Below are 16,875 nucleotides of genomic sequence, written 5' to 3'. Positions count from 1 at the left end.
TACATATATTAAGTTTTCGAAATTGTAACACCTAAATTCTGCAAAATTAGAGCTTTAGATTTTTTTTGCGGAGAGATTTACGATGATACGCGAAGCCAATAAGTTTTATGCAGACTAAAGCATCTGAGAATAGCTAACGGCAGTCCCATATGTAATGCGCCCAGCTTAAATCCCAGCCATTTCAACCCTGTCCGCAGCACTGCGGAGGGAATCAGCCAAGGGGCATGCTTCATCAAGTAACGCAGTTCCGAGATTACAAAACGCAAGCCCTCGCCGGACGCTCCGCCAAATGTTTGTTGCAACCATGAACTATAAGTATGGAAAACGCCGATATCGAAGTAACGCTTAAACTCGTCCAGGAAACCGTAGTCATGAGAATGAAATACTTGAGCATCGGCGCAATAGGCGATTTTCCAGCCGGATAGCAGCATCTTGCCAATCGCATAGGTATCTTCGTTCATTATAGTATCGGTAGGAAAGCCGCCTACCTGCATCAAAGAGCTATATCTATACGCGGCGAAAGAGTTGGAAATAAAAGCCGTTTTAATGCCAAAGCGTATCCGGTCTTCCAGACCGCGCAGCTGGCTCTCAGGCGGATAATTAAAAAGCCGCGCGTGGGCGGCAATCGGTCCGGCGTTCCGATGCGGAAGCTGGCGCCCATAGGCTGCACCGACTTGCCCATCCGCGAACGCGGCCAGCAATCGCTCGATGGCATCGGGGCCGGCCAATAAGGCATCCTGAGTCAGGAATACAATGATGTCTACTTCCGGCAAAATACCGACACCGGCTTGGCGCGTTCCGCCGTGATTAAACTCTGCCTTTGGAATAACCTTCACGCTAAAGCCATGAGCCTTTGCCAAGGCTACCGTATCGTCATTGGAAGACGAGTCGATGACCAACAGATAGTCCGGTTTCCGGGTTTGCTGCTCGAATGCTTCAAGCCAGGATTCCCACAGGCTTCCGGCATTTAGAGTGGGTACGATAAGGCCGACTTTACTCATGCAAGGCTCCCTCAGGCAGTGGTTGTGGCCGAGGTTTTTTCAAAACCTGCCAGATTCGCTCGCCAAGTCTAATGGGATTGAGCTGTTGTTCGACATATTGCCGGCCATACCACGACATCTGTTCCCACTCCAAACAATCCAGCGATTGCGCTTTACGCAGTATTTCGCACACCGATGCTTCGTTTCTATCGAAAACAAAACCGGCCCCAAACGATTCCAGATGATCCCATGCCAAGCCTCTGGCTACCAATACCGGACGTCCTGCGGCCATGGCTTCGGCAACCACATTGCCAAAGTTCTCCCGCATGCCGCCGGCTGCCTCCAGTCCTGAAGGCAACACCAGGAAATGGCTGGACGCCAATACGTCCATGACTTCTTCGCGCTCCAGGTAGCCCCGGTAGCTGATAGCGCCTTGAGCCTGTTCGACTAGCGCCTGAAACTCTTCAAAATAAGCGCCGTCCACGCTTCGGCCCGCAATCACCAACCGATCCTCAGGGTTCTGGACTTTCAACCATGCCCTGATGAAGGCATTGATGCCTTTTTCCTGCTGAATGTGTCCCAGAAAACAAAGCTTCATGCCTTTCCCGGCAGGATATTCGGCTACTTTAAGACCACGACTGTCGATGCCGTTCGGAACCAGCAATATGCGAGCATCTTCGCCAAGCACGTTGCGTACGCCTTCGGCCTCGGTATCGCTGGTGCAGTGCACGGCGATAGTGCGGCGCAGGGTCGGGAAGGTCAGCCATTTATAGAAAAGCCACTTGTGAGGTTTTTGCCGCCGTATCAGATCAACATGCTCGGGCATCAATCCGCCATGTACGGCGACCATGAATGGGCGGCGCAACAGGGTGCAAAAAACAGCCGCAAGCGTAGACGGCCAGGTTGCAATGCCGTGGATATAGACCACCGGCGCTTGGAGACATAGTTTAAATAGTTCGGGAATAGCGCCCAGTCCAAAGCCCCACCGCCTAAACCCATAGCAACGATAGAGCTTGACCTCTACCTGTTCGCCAAGACACACATGCTCGGGCCGCAGTCGGCCTGCAATCGACTCGTCGGACGCGATCAACGCCATCTTATGTCCCCGCTCCGCCCAGGCTTTGGTCAAAACACTCGCTGTGACGGACACCCCGCCGTAACCTTTAGCCGGGGGTATATGCGTGGTAACGATACCTACTTCCATAACATCTCTCCTGAATCTAACTGTAATAAATAGTAACTATTGAAATAGAACATGGATAAAACAGTTGTAGAGCGTGCGGTGCGCGCCTTGGTGTCTGAGGCGCGCACGGCATGCCCTACAACTGAAAATCGAACCCGTTTTAAAGCCGCCCGAACCGCGGCATCCGTGTTTTATTCATTTATCTGGTAATCGGCAGATTTTCTTTGATCGAAATATTACCTTCCATACGCCAAGAACCCGCGCCAGATACCGACGAGGTTGTAAAAAGAATAAGCCAGCTTTTTCGGATTCAATAAAACCACGGCGAGCATCATTTTCAGGATCGGGGCGACAAACATCTTGCGAACGATATAGTAAATAATGAACACATCCTGCTGATTGGCGAACTTTCTGATGTAAGCCCCAATCCCTGTTGAATACATCAGCATTCTTCCGGTTCCCAGTTTGTAATGATCTTTATTGGGGTGATAAATTTTTATTTCAGGGTTGTAAAACGCAGTACAACCGGCTCGAAGCAACCGATACAAAAGCTCAAAACCCTCTGCCCCCGAATATTTGGAACCGATCCCGAAATCATGATCCAAGTGGAAGAGCTTGCTATCAATCTTTTTCCGATCGAAAAATTGCGTGAACTCAACTCCCATCATTTTGAAGCGTGAAAAATACTGTGCGTTGTGACTATTAACGCCGATGCTAAATCCGCTGGATGAAAAATCATACGAACCCGCTACCAGGATGGAAAGGTTCGGGCGCCTCTTAAACTCGGCGACAACTTTTTTCAGAACGTCCTTATCATAGGCACAATCGTCATCGGGAAACGCGATGATTCTGCCCTGTGCCAATCCTATGCCGTAATCTCTGGCCTTGGCGTTACCGGTAAAATCCACTTTCACATGCGTCACATCCAAACAGCTGAGGACGGGTTCGACGATAGCGTCGATTTTTCCGTCCTTGTTTTGGTCGATGATAATCAACTCAAAATCTTGATATGTTTGATATATAAGAGACTTCAACAAAACAGCCAATTCCCAGTCTCTTCCCAGCGTCGCTAAAACCAACGAAACTTTCATATTAATCACCTTGCCTGAATACCGGCCTTTGCTTGTAAGTAGATCGTTGCCTCATACCACGTAAACATGAGTGCAAACTCCAAACCCGCAGCCCCGTCTAAAAAACCGCCCCGAAATACGAAGTGGTATAAAAATCGGGCAATAATCCTCAGCCACGAACGCCCCAATAAAACGCTTAACCGCCCGCGTGTTGTCATAACCGCACCTGCTGTGGGTATAGGACGCAGTTCCTGAACTCCTTTATTAATATGTTTATGCATCCATTCCATGATCTCGCCGTGATAAAAATAGTGTTGATAAGGAATATCGATATATCTGATTCGGCAAGTGTTAATCACCGCTTCGCCGTGTCCGGTATGGTTGCTGACGAACCGGGTGGTTTCCCTGCGCACCAGTCTTGGATGATAAATGGGATAGCCGGGCGCGTAGTTTAGGCGTTTCTCTTTAAGATAAAGTATCGACGGCACCATCACTACGTCGATCGAATCGGTGCCGGCCATCTGGCCTTCAAACCAGTTATAAAATTGCTCAGGATAAATTTCGTCTGCATCGACAAACAATATCCAGGGTGTGGCTATATCGCATTGATGAATAGCAAAATTACGCTGCTCGGCAAAGCCGGGCCATGGGTTGGTATAAATGCCGCAATCCCGGATTTCGGCGATGACAAGCGTACTGTCAGTACTCCCGGAATCCACAATGACGACGGGATAGCGTTCGGGAATAGCGTCCAGGCAGCGAGGGAGATTGACTTCTTCGTTTTTAGTCAAAATAACGACAGTCAACATAGGTTCTTTTTCTAAAGAATTCCGGTTTGAATGCGCGGTAAGCATATTATTTCTTGACCGCATAGAGGTTGATGTAAATGCCCAGCCCGAAGAAATTCATCAAACCGGCAAACGGGATTTGCAAAAGTGTTACCAGCGCGTCGACGGCGGCAGCCGGTCTTCCATGCAGCCGCAGCCGTTTGGATAACGCATTGGATGGGACTCGGGTTATTTGCTCCATCTTGACCACACGAAGGCCGTTGCGTTCAACCAGATTTTTTAAGCCTTTCCCGGTAAAATAATTGACATGCTCCGGCACCCATAAACAGGCGTTATCTTTCGTGCCCAGCAGCTTGACTAAAAACGAATCGTAGTTAGGTACCGCACAAGCCAAAACGCCACCTGAAGCCAGCAGGTCTGAAACCTTTTTTATCGCACGGTCCGGCTCAAGAAGATGTTCCAATACCTGGGACATCATCACTACCCCAAACTGCCCGGATGGTTGGTAATTCTCGAACATCACCGCAAGCGGCTCATCGCCATTCAAATTTCTGAACACTTCGTTTTCGTATTTGCCGGGATTAATACTGACCGTCCGATAGCCCGCTTTTCTGAGTGCTTGCGTGTAAAAGCCAAAGCCCGAGCCAATATCGAGAGCCTGATCATTGTCCGAGTTGTTAAAAAGATGAGCTTGCTGGCTCATACGCTCGGCATCTACTTTGCAATTAGGAAACTCGTCTTCTCTAGCCAACACGTCCTCCAGGGTTATCGCTTGAGTCAGCGCTTGGCCTGAGTATTGATAAATGGATTGCAGCCATTTCACATGCGGAGGCCGGTTTAAGAACCCAGTCCCACAGCTTTCGCAGCGGTATATATGAAACTCCTCGTGGCTGGCGCTTTCGGTATATTGGAAGCTTTTCTGCCGCCAATATTTTATTTTCTCGGCTCTACAGGCCACACACTCCCGTAAAATATCGCCATATATTGCTGAAACTGCCGGTGCATACGTCATGGTATTTGTTCTCCTTGATGGCTTGTCAGTTAAAAAATAATGTTTAGGAATGCGCATGAAACAACTTCCGCAAGTTTTATTTTTAAACCATGAAGAACATGAAGGACATGAAGGATTTAACTCTTCATGTCCTTCATGTTCTTCATGGTAATTACTTAATTTATGTGTATTCCTTAGCTATTTATAGTCAGTCTGGCTCGGGTATTCCCAAGCTCGTTAGGCTGTTGCACTACAGTGATCTATTGCCGGCTTATTATCGATGCTGGTCATCCGCCATGGTTTGGCCAACATCGCTAAAACCGACGCTTCGACGCCGTAATAGATGGGATTGGCTAGGGCCGCTCCCGGCAATCCGAACTGTTTCACCATCAGCGGAATGCTGATGACTGCCGCTATCGTGCCGCATACCCGGCCTATCAAAAACGACCGGGTCCGTTTATCGGCCAGCAGCGGTTGAGCTACTACAGTTCCCAAGGCATGCAGTGCAGATCCGACAGCGATGGCCGGCATCAACGCAGCTGCCGATTGATAAGATTTTGCGAATGCCCAAGAAGCCACCCAATCTTTTGTCATCAGCAATAGCGACACGCCGATGACTCCTAAAGCAAAAACACAGCCTATCCATAGCCACAACAGAGTAAAGCCTTCCTTTATCCGGTTTAGTGAAAATGACTGAAAATAAACCGGCTGAAAAATGCGCAGCAAAACCATTGCGCTACGATTAAACGCTTCGTTGACGATTGTGTAAGTCGCCGCGTATAAACCCACATCCGCAGCCGTCATCAAATAACCGATGACGTACCGGTCTCCTAAGCCATTAACCCAAAAAATCAATTCCATCGGAATTAAGGGCAGGGCATAGACCCATACCTCTTTTTTGAAATTACGGGAAATAATCGGCCGCCGCTTGCCGCCATCGGTTTTTTCGCGGTGGACAAGCGACCAAACCGCATTCGATGTAATGCTTGCCAAGATGTAACCTAACAACACCCACTCAGCCTTTCCGCCCAGCCACCATACCAGTGAGATAGCCAATAAGGGCCGCATGATGCTGTCGCTGGTCTGCCAAAGACTTGCTCCCCGCTGCCTGCGCTCACCGATCAGTAATTGAATCCCCATTTCCCGCTGTACCGTTACCGCCAGCAAGATTCCTGCGAACACAAACAGCCAAATATCGGCGTGGGTAAGATAACCGTATACGGCGCCGCCTGACATGAGCAGGCCTATCGCCAGAGCCGTTGAGCGGGCAGTCAGGCCGGTGACGATTCTGTATAAGACGGCGCGCTCCTGCTTGCTTTGGCATTCCGGCAATATTCTCATGCCGGCACAGATGAAAGGGTAGGAGAAAAGGCTAACGCCAAGGGCGACAAAGCCGCTCAATAATGCAATTTGTCCGTATACTGAGGGCGTTACCAGTTCGGTGAGGATTCGAGTGCCTGCCAGCAACGCAACGGCAGACCCCAGCTGCCCGAATAGCGCCCAAAACGCATCGCCGAATAATCGTCTTTCTTTTAACAGTCCGAACATAATATTTATCCTTCGGCTCGCTGTCGGGAGGGTCGTTGATAATACGAACCCGATGCTACCGGTCTAGTCTGAAATGGAGCTGAACCGGACTGATATCCGGTTCCCAGCACCGTTCCCCACAAAAACATCAGTATTGCGTTTTGCGGAAAATATTCCCACATATTGAATGTTAATCCCGCAACGAAAATAAATATTATCACCAAGCCTTTATTGGCGTGGGCCGACATCCTTGTCGTTATCCACAAAAAGCATAAATAGGCCAGTAGACCAATCAGGCCGTATCCGTTCAACAAGAACAAATACAAGCTATCGGAGTCGAATTGGCCTTGAAAATGTTCGGCCCCATAGAGGACATTAATGGTATTGGAACTAAGCCCCAGACCCCAACCGAACAGCAAGTCCGCAGGTCCATGGATGTACTCGGAAAATATCCGCTGCCACAAATCCAGGCGGCCGTCTTGTGTTGGGTCAGCGTCATCCCGGCCGCTGAGCAAAGGGCTGGATGCCAACAATAACGCACCGACCGCCAGTATCGGCGCCGGCATGATCAAAGCCCAGCGATCACGCGGACGAAGCGCAGCATAAATCTGGAAAAACACCACCAGCAGGGAACTGATAAACGCAGTTCGCGAACCGCTCAGCAAGGCCAGAAATACGCTGACAGCCACCCACTTGCGCATGAACGGAACCAACGCGAAAAGCAGTGCGCAGGTCGCCATGGTTGCGCCGAACAGATTAGGGCTGACAAAAGTTCCGAACGGCCGCCCGCCGCCTAAGAACGACACGCCGAACAAAGGCGGCGCCCATAACGCCTGAGCCACTGCCAATACAGCTTGGAGGGCAATATAGTAGCGAAGATAACTGGCAAATTTATAGATCACATATTGACCTGCGCCGATGCGGCTGGTCACAAAGCCGATCAATGCCAGCGGCAAATATTCGAATACACGCAGTCCCGCCATCGGCACCACCAAAGGCAAATCCAGATAGCAGGCATAACCGACTTCAAACAGCACATAAGTTGCTATTACGCCCAAAAATGCAAACACCGGACTGGTCAACGCACCACGGCGCAGACGCGGCTCAAAAAACGCGTAGGCAATGAGTACCAACAACATCAGCTCGCGAAGTATCCGCAAGCCGAAATCCTGTTCCCCATACACTTCCTTTACTCCGTTCCAGGCTGACTCCACCTGGGGCAGGGAAGCCAGCGTCGAGGCGCTGACCAGCGCAAACAACAGAACCGGCAAATCCTTTTCCAAGCGTATTCTCATCGCTTAAGCCTATCCTTCTTCATCCATTACCAAGGAAGATAAGGCATCGGGTTCCTGGTGCTTCCTAAACCACTCTTCGACCGCCTGGTAGCCGGGTATTTTTACGGATGCGTTCTTTCTCTCCGTATCCGCATGGCTGCTGTATGCATAACCATAGTAAGGAGAATACGATGACCCTTCTTTCATATCGTTGATAATAAAGCCGTTCGGTTTTACGCCGACCTGTTGGAAACGTCTAAAACTGACTTCCAATTCTTGTGCCGTATAGCGTCCTTCTTTGACGACCAGGAATGTCGCATCGGTGTGTTTACCCAGAATAGCCGCATCCGTTGCACCTAGAATCGGCGGAGAATCAATCACGATATGGTTGTAAAAGCTCTTCAACTGTTCGAGAGTTTCTTCCAGATTACCGATAACCAGCAGTTCTGCCGGGTTTAAAACAGTGCTGCCTTTCGGTATGAAGTCCACACCGACATCCGACAAACTGACGATAACTTCACCGAGCGTAGCTCTGCCTGACAGCAAGTCGGAAAGTCCCGGTTGGCGTTCGACGGAAAAGGCTTCATGCAGCCGGCCGTTGCGCATGTCGGCATCAATGATCAGCACGCGTTTTTTGATACTTGCCAGCAATGCCGCCAGATTAGTGCTAACGAAAGATTTACCCATGCCCGGAGCAGGGCTGCTGACCATGATGACTTTGCTCTCGTCGGTGGCGAGAGTCGCCTCCAAAGTTGTCCGAAGGCCGCGTAGCGACTCGACGGAAATATCTTGCGGATCTTGGCTGGCCAGAATGCCGGGATCACGGTCCCTGCCTTGGTCAATCAAACGTGCGAGCCGGCGTTGCTTCTTGCTATGAGGAATGGCTGCGTAAAGCGGCAAGCCGACCTGATATTCCAATAAGGCCGGATAATTATCGTGGCGCTGCAAAGAATGTCTAAGGAATACCAAAGCCGAACCGGAACTCAGCCCCAACAGGGTAGCGATAGCCAACAGCAGGCTGGGTTTCGGCCAGTACGGCTTTTCCGGGGTTACGGCAAAATCGACGATACGGGAATTGCCTAACGAACCGGCGGCCGCGATCCTTTGTTCTTGGGCGCTATTCAGCAGCGAGGTGTAAAGCTCTGTATTGACCTGCACGTCCCTCGACAGGCTCACGACATTCTGTTGAGTGCGCGGCAAATCCTTAATTCGCTTATTCAAATTCGCCAGCTTTTGGTCGATTCGTCTTATTTGCGCCTTGGTGGCGATCATATCCGGATGAGCGGCTTCCAGATGTTGATTCTGCTCTTCGTACTTTTGCTTGAGCTGAATGCCCAGCGTCTCCATTTCGGAGGACTGTTTGAGCAGTATTTCGGCCTCGGCGGATATGTCAACCGCACCGTGTTGCTGTCTGTAAGCGCTCAGGCCTTGCTCCGCTTTTTCCAGGCGTTCCTTAACAATAGGCAGCTGGCTTTCCAGAAAACCCAGCTTTTGCGAAGCTTCTGCAGACTCCCAATTAACGGTCGCGTTAACGTAAATGTTGGCGATATCGTTAACCGATTTAGCTAGTTGCTCCGGTTCACGGCCTTTTAGTTCGACGCTGAGAATATCCGTATCCTTGGAAACTTCCTTGACCGAAAAAGCTTTTTGCAGGTTTTCGATGGCTGCCAACGAGGTTTTCCGGGTCAGCTCAAAATGCGTGCCGGGATGGGCCGTAAACTCTGCAAGTTTAATCACCACTGGCGTCGCTTCGCCGATGTCGGCGCTAACGGTTTCGCCGATCTGTCCTTCGGCTAAAACGTCATCCTTGGGCCCGAGCAAACGGAAGCGGCCCGCTTCCAGGGCGATCAGAGTAAAAGCTTTATCCAGATAACGGTCCGGCACATTAAAACTGGCAATTTTCAGTTTTTCGCCGCCCCAGGCCCAACGGCCAAATCCCCACCATGAACCTGAAACCCCGTCATGGGCGTCATGCCTTCGCGCCAATGTCTCTCCGATAACCGGGAAATAGTAGGGCGAATATTCCACCATCAGGTTCAGATCTTCCACCACCTTGCCGAGCACCGAACGCGAGCGGAGGATTTCCACCTCGCGCTGCGCCCTTGGATTATCGGCTTCGGTCGAGGCTTTGTTCGCCTCGCTACGCAGCGGTGCGGCGAGCAGCGCCTTATTCTTGTCGATCCTCAACAACGCGTCGGCTTTGTAAGTGCGCGGCGCAAGCACCAGATAAACGGTCGTAATCGATAAGACCGCCAGCAGCGTCACCAGAATGGTCTTTCTGCCTTCGATCAGCAGATCAACATAATCCCGTATACTGACGCCATGCTCCTCGATCCGCGGCGGATTCAGCGGCGGGAGCTGTATAGTAGCTTCATTCTGTGAATACATAATCTTTCATACCCCAATCATGTGAAAAGAAAACCCGAGTCTTGAAACATCATTAAATTCCCATCATAGCTGCTTGCCCCATCATTGATGTAAAGGATCCTGGCAAGATTTGGTTAAGAACTCGGGACCATTGAGTCACCCCTGCGGTACCCACGAACACGGTATCATGCGCTTGTAAATTAAACTGGTCGGCCAGAATCAGCGCATCAGGCGATTCGGCATTCAACTGGAAAATCTCCGGCTGCATCTCGCCTGATCGGATCACATAAATCTCTTCCGGCCGCGAAGTATTGAAATCAACGCCATAAGCTTCCGCCAGCGCCTGCGCGAGCGTCAGCCTGCCTTTGTTGATTTGCAGAGCCTGCTGCCTGCCGACTTCGCCCATGACGAACACCTTGTTGTCCTTACGATCGGAGACATTCAGCACGTCGCCGTCTTTCAGCACCAGATTTTGGTCGGTACCGCCTTTCTCATATAACCTCATCACATCAATCTTATAAAGCTTGCCGTCGCGAGCCAGCATCACGTTGCTGGTGTCTGCGTCCTCAGTCACGCCTCCGGCGCGACTGATGGCTTCGGTAATCGTTAATGGCGTTTCGGTCATGGCCTGGATTCCCGGCATTTTGACCTGGCCGACCACAGCGGCCCGATGGCTTTGGTAAGCCAGAACGCGAACGTCGAGTTTGACTTTCTTGAAGTATTTGGAAAGCCCTTGACTCAACAATTCCCGAACCTCGTTGGCGGTTTTACCTGCCACCGGCACATTGCCGACGTAGGGGTAATAAAGCATGCCGTCATCTTGAACCATCTTGCCCGCCAATTCTGGGTTGATTTTTTCGCCTCCGGGATCGTTCAGTTCAGGATGCTCCCAGACTGTGATTTGCAGCCGGTCGTGCGGGCCGATCTTGTATTCGCCCGTGGGAACATTCTGGGACGGAAGATTATTGACGGCGCGCTGCCTAGAATTTTCCCGATCGATAATCAGGTCCGCGGTAATCTGGGAAATCTTCGCCTTTTCCTTGACTAGCTTGCCGTCTTTCATGACCGGAACCTCGATATGCGATAACGGGCTGTTGGTCTCCATCTCCATGCCGGGCGTCAAAGAGCAGGCTTGCAGCAGCAAGACCGGTATCAGGGGCATTGATCTAAGCATTAATCTAACCATGGCAAATGTGTTCCTATAATTATTTAAAAGTAGGCGAAGGACGAAAGGCAAAAGGCTAAAGGGCTGCGTAATTTGGAGACTGGGCTTTTGCCCTTCGTCTTTCGTCTTTCGCCTTTCTCCTCAATACGCATTTTTATTGATAAAACCGGTCAGCACAGTGCGCAGTGCAATTTCCAGGTCGAACCAGACCGACCAATGCTGGATGTAATACAAATCGTGTTCGATGCGGCGGTTCAGATCGGTATCTCCGCGCCAGCCGTTCACTTGTGCCCAGCCGGTGATGCCGGCCTTGACCATGTGTTTTTTCATGTAATTAGGTACTTGATCTTTAAATACTTCGACAAAATCCGGGCGCTCCGGCCTAGGCCCGACCAGGGACATGTCGCCCTTAAGCACATTGATCAGTTGCGGCAGTTCGTCAAGGCTGGTTTTACGCAAAAAGCCGCCAAACCGGGTAGCGCGTTTTTCACCGGGCTTTGCCCATACCGCACCGGTTTTGGCTTCGGCGTCCACCGGCATCGAGCGGAATTTCAGCATCGTGAACGAACGGTTGTTCCAGCCGACCCGTTCTTGCCGATAGAACACCGGGCCTTTAGAGCTCAGCTTGACGCCGATAGCGATCAATAACAGTAACGGGCTGAGCAGTATCAACAGGATAAGCGCAAAAAATCTATCCATAACCTCCTTGGTATAGCGGTTAACGCCATGCAACGGTGAAACTGAAAAATCCAAGGTCGGAATACCGGCCACCGTGTTCAAGCTGAGGAATTTACTTTGTTTGAAATCAAAACAGTCGATAATCAGCCGGATACTGACCGGCAGATGCCGCAATTGATACTGAGCGCGTTCTACGAGCGATTCACCGGGAAACGCAATCCATACTTCGTCAATGGCTTCCTTGGTGACTATGGACGTGAGGTCTTCCAAATCCCCGAGCCGCGGCAGCGAAAAATCATTCACCGAAGGCTGCTTTTCTGATGGGTCATCGACATAACCGACAACTTGCAAGCCGGCCCAGGATGAATGATTCAACTGTCGGCTAACCGCAACGGCCATCTGGTTCAATCCGACCAAGATAATACGTCCCTGAGACCAGCCGCGAGCTCGCAGCCATTGCAACACATGGGAAAGCAGACTACGGGCGGCAAGCACGAACAACAATCCCAGTACCCACCAAGTAACGATCCAGCGATAACTGGAACCGAACCAAAAATGCAAACGAACCAACGCAACAATGGATATAACCGACAGGATGGCCAATACCCAAGCCCTGACGATACGCGCAACTTCTCCGCGCATCGCATCATTCCGCCAGGGACGGTAAACCTGGCCGATTTCGAAAAAAATGATGGCTGCCAAAATACCAAGAGAGACTACTATCCGGTAGTCCTGGTCGATGACGAATTGGCGAAGCCAGAAATAATGGGAGACCCAAGCGGCACCGATTAGCATGGCTATATCGATAAACCGCAGCAACAGGATCACCGTGTGTCCATATTGCTTAAAGAGCCCGTTGAAGATGTTACCTATACCGAGTGGCATATTCGTTAAACTCCTATTTTGTCTACTCAATGATGAACGGTGAGAACCGTTCATCCCCAAAGTTATCGCGACCGGTGTGTTGCGCGCAGGTCACTACGTTTGGGTAAAGATTACAGAAGCAAGATGAGAGGAAACCTGTGGGTTTAATTAAAATTAGATGAAGATCGGAATGATTTTAGAAAGGGCGTAGGAATAGAAAAATGAAATTAATCAATCTTTCCCGAAAACCTTGCCCTTTCAGATCAGGGATTGATAGCGTGTCGGCGCTAGCCAAACCTGTTCTTGGAATTTCTATTCGTGAAGTTGTTTGACGGTGGTAATAACGTACATCCATGATGTACATCACTTTTTGCATTTACAGAAATATACAACCACGCCAAACAGTACTTTGATATCGTCGAGTCAGGTGAGTCCGTACGTGTATTGCGCAATGGAAAGCCCATTGCCGACATCGTTCCGATAGCGCCCGATCTGCGTTCATGGAAACGACGTAAGGCCCAACCTCTGATATTGGATGGCGTTTCCGTCAGCCGTATGATTCTGGAAGAACGCGAAGCCAGTACCTGATGCTCGTCTTTTTTGATACATCAGTCTTTGTCAAACGCTATATATATGAACCTGGAGCCTATGGATTCAGTCTTACAAATTGGAAACACCTTGTTAGGAAATATGCCGTTGCCGGATTTCGATCCCAAAGAGCCATTCAAGTCAGATTTCCTAATGGCAACATATCCACGACAAGCGGACAGTCGATTTTGGTTAACCATCAGGCATTACACATGTCCGGAAAATGAAGGTTTTTGGCTAAATGTGAAACAATTTTCGCCGCGTTTACTCTTGGTAAAATCCGTCATTCATGAGTAAACGGGGGCCTTTACATAGATAAGTTAACGGTTAATGGCTCAGGAAAGAGTGTAAAAGTGGTTTGCCAAGCTTGCGGCTCCAGAAAACGTCCGTCTGTTGGACATCAGTCGATATTTATCATTAATCAAAATCAGCCATTACAGTTAATTTCGCATTATTTCTTGATACGATCCTGTTGCTGGATAGCCGTCAGTTGAGGGATGGTTACAACAATCAGAAATCCGTGATGGCTATCACATAACCTGAGAATTAGTCTTAGGCTTACAAAAGACTCGGCTTTAGCTGACATACAGCGGCCATTTTTTTAGCCACAATGAGGGCGTCGTTCAACCTAAAGCAGTTAGTCCACGAAAAACACAAAAAACACGAAAAAATTCAATATGTTCCATTGATTTAGTCATTCACCCTTTGGGTGACTACCTGTAACTAGGTATCTATTTGAATTTTTTCGTGTTTTTTGTGTTTTTCGTGGATCAAATGATTTTTCTAGGTTCAATCTGTTCAATAACTCCCGAATTTCTAACTCGGTATGCTGTGGGTGAGCATGTTTTAGAGACTTGGAGCATGATCGCCAATGTGATGATGAAGGATGCCCGGGCGTAGATTGAGTGTTTAGATTAGAGAGCGGCGCTGAGATTGCCGTAGGAGAGCCTAAATCTCTATTGCTAGAAATTACTTACAGTCATTCTCATAGAGCTGGCAACTTATAAGTGTGGCATGACATTTTTTAAATGGGATGATTTTATGATGGTTGGTTTTCAGTTGTTGTTATTTGGCATGTCATGCACTTGCGCGGCCATCACTGGTTTAGCAATGCGTAAAATTCTATTAACCGCATTGTTTTTAATGTCGTTTTCGGCTTTTGCCGATAACTACCCCGCCACCGTCACGGCTTGGTCTGCGGTGTATTTTGGCTATTTCACGGCCAATCAGTCTAGTCCAGCTGCCGCTTGTACAGCTCTTTGCAATCAATTTGGCTACGTTTGCACAACCGCTAATGCTACTGGTTCTCCAGGCACTCTCCAAGGCGGCCAGTGTGTTCAGAACGCTACGCAATACGGGACTTATTCATCTCAATCGTACTCTTGCCTCTACGGCGGCTCATTAAGCAATCAAACTTGTTACAATGCGCCTGCTTGTGTCGATCCACAATTTCGCGATGCAATAACCGGCAAATGTGGGGTATCGCCTAAAAACAATGGCGGTACCTGTCCCTACATTGGAAACCCCATCAACGCCGGAATCGGCAATAAATGGCAGCACGAAACCGATCTTCCGGGCGGCGCATCCGGCCTGAGCTTCGACCGCTATTACAACGCCAGCACAACGGCCAGTCCTTCCAACTTAGGCGCAGGCTGGAGTCATGTCTACAACCGATCCGGCACCCTACAGTCCTCCGGCACGTGGGTAAAAATCCGCCGAAATGACGGCAAAGAATACAACTTCAAGCAAAGTGCAGGCGCTTGGGTTGCCGATGCAGACGTGCCTGACCGTCTCGTGGAGCTTAAAAACAGTGCAAACGTCCGCACCGGCTGGCGTTACACCACCGCTGATAATTCGGTAGAAACCTATACCGCTACCGGCAAACTCGTATCCATTGCCGACCGCTCCGGCCTTACGCAAACCCTTACTTACAGCGATGCATCGACACCCATTGCCACTGCGCCCACGGTTGGCTTGCTGCTTCGCGTCACCAACAGCTTCGGGCACCAGCTTAATTTCACCTATGACGCCAACAGCCGCATCAGCACCCTGGCCGATCCGGCCGGAAGCGTATACCGCTATGCCTACGACGCGAACAACAACCTCGCCTCCGTCAGCTATCCCGACGGCACCGGCAAAACCTATCACTACGAAAACACCGCCTTCCCCCATGCCCTGACCGGCATCACCGACGAAAACGGCAATCGCTTTGCTACTTACCGCTACGACGCCCAAGGCCGCGCAACCTCTACTGAACATGCGGGCGGAGCGGAACGGGCGAGCTTGGCTTACAACGCCGACGGCACCACCACCGTCACCGATGCGCTGGGCAGCGCACGCACTTATCAGTTCCAGACCATCCTCGGCGTGGTCAAAAGCAAAGGCCAATCCCAACCCGGCGGTTCCGGCTGCGGCGCTTCGGCGTCGGCTCTCACTTATGACGCGAACGGCAACGTCGCCAGTCGCACCGACTTCAACGGCAACCGCACGGATTATACGTATGACTTAACCCGCAACCTGGAAACCAGCCGCACCGAAGGCCTGACCTCCAGCGGCGCGGCCACCCCGGCAACCCGCACCCTCACCACCGCATGGCACCCGACCTTCCGCCTGCCGGTGCAAATCACCCACGGCAACCAGCAGACTACCTACACATACACCCCCCAAGGCGACCTCACCGACAAAACCGTCACAGACACCGCAGCCAACACCGCCCGTAGTTGGCATACCACGTACACCTATTCTTCCGTTCCCGGCGTATTGCTGCAAAAAGTCGAAGACGGCCCGCGCACCGACCTGTCCGATGTCACCACCTACGACTATTACACCGCCGATGCCGCCTGCACCGGCGGACACCTCGGCTGCCGCGGCCAGCTCAAACAGCTCACCGACGCGCTCGGCCATAGCACCCGCCTGAACCGCTATTCCCCGCACGGCCAAGTTGAAGAACTCACCGACCCCAACGGCCTCGTCACCACCCTGAGTTACGATAACCGCCAGAGGCTCACCTCACTCGATGCCGGCGGCGAAACCACCACCTATGCTTACGACCCCGCAGGTCAACTCACCCGCGTTACCGGTCCCGACGGCGCTTATCTGGATTACAGCTACGACGCAGCCCATCGCCTGATCAAAACCCAAGACGACCAGGGCAACACCCTGAGCTATACACTGGACGCCATGGGCAACCGGATCAAGGAAGAGGCCTACGATCCCGGCGGACAACTGGCACGCAGCCAAACTCGAGTCTATGACGCCCTGTCGCGTCTGCAAAACCTGGTCTTGCCGCAATAAGGAAAGCCGCCATGAAATCAACCATAAAAACAGTTTTCGTGCCGGTTGCCTTGCTGCTGGCAACCCTATTCACAGCCGGACTCGCCCAAGCGGATGACAAGCCCCA

General features: G+C 50.8%; 12 protein-coding genes. 2 read left to right on the top strand and 10 right to left on the bottom strand.

From position 1 onward, the window contains the following. Positions 1-77: 77 nt before the first annotated feature. The 10 genes from EPO18_RS17015 to EPO18_RS16970 form a co-directional block, all read right to left on the bottom strand. Complete coding sequence (locus tag EPO18_RS17015) at positions 78-1,001, bottom strand: glycosyltransferase family 2 protein (RefSeq protein ID WP_292435377.1); 924 nt, start codon at positions 999-1,001, stop codon at positions 78-80. Next, entirely contained in the window at positions 994-2,184 is a 1,191-nt protein-coding gene (locus tag EPO18_RS17010; protein ID WP_292435375.1) for a glycosyltransferase family 4 protein, read from the bottom strand. Before EPO18_RS17010 ends, EPO18_RS17015 begins: the two co-directional genes overlap by 8 nt. 215 nt (positions 2,185-2,399) lie before the next feature. Then, entirely contained in the window at positions 2,400-3,254 is an 855-nt protein-coding gene (locus EPO18_RS17005; protein WP_292435373.1) for a glycosyltransferase family 2 protein, read from the bottom strand. Positions 3,255-3,259: 5 nt separating this feature from the next. Continuing rightward, positions 3,260-4,087, bottom strand: a complete 828-nt coding sequence (locus tag EPO18_RS17000) for a glycosyltransferase family 2 protein (RefSeq protein WP_292435371.1) — start codon at positions 4,085-4,087, stop codon at positions 3,260-3,262. 1 nt (position 4,088) lies between these two features. Continuing rightward, entirely contained in the window at positions 4,089-5,033 is a 945-nt protein-coding gene (locus EPO18_RS16995; protein WP_292435368.1) for a class I SAM-dependent methyltransferase, read from the bottom strand. Between the two features lie 216 nt (positions 5,034-5,249). After that, positions 5,250-6,560, bottom strand: a complete 1,311-nt coding sequence (locus tag EPO18_RS16990; RefSeq protein WP_292435366.1) for a lipopolysaccharide biosynthesis protein — start codon at positions 6,558-6,560, stop codon at positions 5,250-5,252. 5 nt (positions 6,561-6,565) lie between these two features. Next, complete coding sequence (locus tag EPO18_RS16985) at positions 6,566-7,834, bottom strand: O-antigen ligase family protein (protein ID WP_292435364.1); 1,269 nt, start codon at positions 7,832-7,834, stop codon at positions 6,566-6,568. A gap of 9 nt (positions 7,835-7,843) precedes the next feature. Then, complete coding sequence (locus tag EPO18_RS16980; RefSeq protein WP_292435362.1) at positions 7,844-10,201, bottom strand: polysaccharide biosynthesis tyrosine autokinase; 2,358 nt, start codon at positions 10,199-10,201, stop codon at positions 7,844-7,846. 52 nt (positions 10,202-10,253) lie between these two features. Further along, positions 10,254-11,354 carry a polysaccharide biosynthesis/export family protein gene (locus tag EPO18_RS16975; protein WP_292435360.1) on the bottom strand — a complete coding sequence of 367 codons (1,101 nt, stop codon included), beginning with the start codon at positions 11,352-11,354 and terminating at the stop codon, positions 10,254-10,256. Positions 11,355-11,486: 132 nt separating this feature from the next. Beyond that, a complete protein-coding gene (locus EPO18_RS16970) occupies positions 11,487-12,908 on the bottom strand; it encodes an undecaprenyl-phosphate glucose phosphotransferase (RefSeq protein ID WP_292435357.1) in 1,422 nt (473 codons plus the stop codon). A 363-nt stretch (positions 12,909-13,271) separates the two neighbouring features. Between EPO18_RS16970 and EPO18_RS16965 the strand changes: the two genes are divergently transcribed. After that, positions 13,272-13,475, top strand: coding sequence for a type II toxin-antitoxin system Phd/YefM family antitoxin (locus EPO18_RS16965; protein WP_292435406.1), 204 nt, complete (start codon positions 13,272-13,274; stop codon positions 13,473-13,475). Between the two features lie 1,014 nt (positions 13,476-14,489). Then, positions 14,490-16,769: a DUF6531 domain-containing protein gene (locus EPO18_RS16960; RefSeq protein ID WP_292435355.1), complete on the top strand. Its 2,280-nt coding sequence runs from the start codon at positions 14,490-14,492 to the stop codon at positions 16,767-16,769. Positions 16,770-16,875: the final 106 nt, after the last annotated feature.

The sequence above is a fragment of the Methylobacter sp. genome (genome assembly GCF_004322395.1).
Classification (GTDB): Bacteria; Pseudomonadota; Gammaproteobacteria; order Methylococcales; family Methylomonadaceae; genus Methylobacter_A.
This window is presented reverse-complemented; position numbering and strand designations above follow the sequence as displayed.

What these genes read in the sequence shown, in the direction of transcription:
- EPO18_RS17015 (WP_292435377.1), bottom strand. Translation starts at nt 1,001, where the DNA reads ATGAGTAAAGTCGGCCTTATCGTACCCACTCTAAATGCCGGAAGCCTG.
- EPO18_RS17010 (WP_292435375.1), bottom strand. Translation starts at nt 2,184, where the DNA reads ATGGAAGTAGGTATCGTTACCACGCATATACCCCCGGCTAAAGGTTAC.
- EPO18_RS17005 (WP_292435373.1), bottom strand. Translation starts at nt 3,254, where the DNA reads ATGAAAGTTTCGTTGGTTTTAGCGACGCTGGGAAGAGACTGGGAATTG.
- EPO18_RS17000 (WP_292435371.1), bottom strand. Translation starts at nt 4,087, where the DNA reads ATGCTTACCGCGCATTCAAACCGGAATTCTTTAGAAAAAGAACCTATG.
- EPO18_RS16995 (WP_292435368.1), bottom strand. Translation starts at nt 5,033, where the DNA reads ATGACGTATGCACCGGCAGTTTCAGCAATATATGGCGATATTTTACGG.
- EPO18_RS16990 (WP_292435366.1), bottom strand. Translation starts at nt 6,560, where the DNA reads ATGTTCGGACTGTTAAAAGAAAGACGATTATTCGGCGATGCGTTTTGG.
- EPO18_RS16985 (WP_292435364.1), bottom strand. Translation starts at nt 7,834, where the DNA reads ATGAGAATACGCTTGGAAAAGGATTTGCCGGTTCTGTTGTTTGCGCTG.
- EPO18_RS16980 (WP_292435362.1), bottom strand. Translation starts at nt 10,201, where the DNA reads ATGTATTCACAGAATGAAGCTACTATACAGCTCCCGCCGCTGAATCCG.
- EPO18_RS16975 (WP_292435360.1), bottom strand. Translation starts at nt 11,354, where the DNA reads ATGCTTAGATCAATGCCCCTGATACCGGTCTTGCTGCTGCAAGCCTGC.
- EPO18_RS16970 (WP_292435357.1), bottom strand. Translation starts at nt 12,908, where the DNA reads ATGCCACTCGGTATAGGTAACATCTTCAACGGGCTCTTTAAGCAATAT.
- EPO18_RS16960 (WP_292435355.1), top strand. Translation starts at nt 14,490, where the DNA reads ATGACATTTTTTAAATGGGATGATTTTATGATGGTTGGTTTTCAGTTG.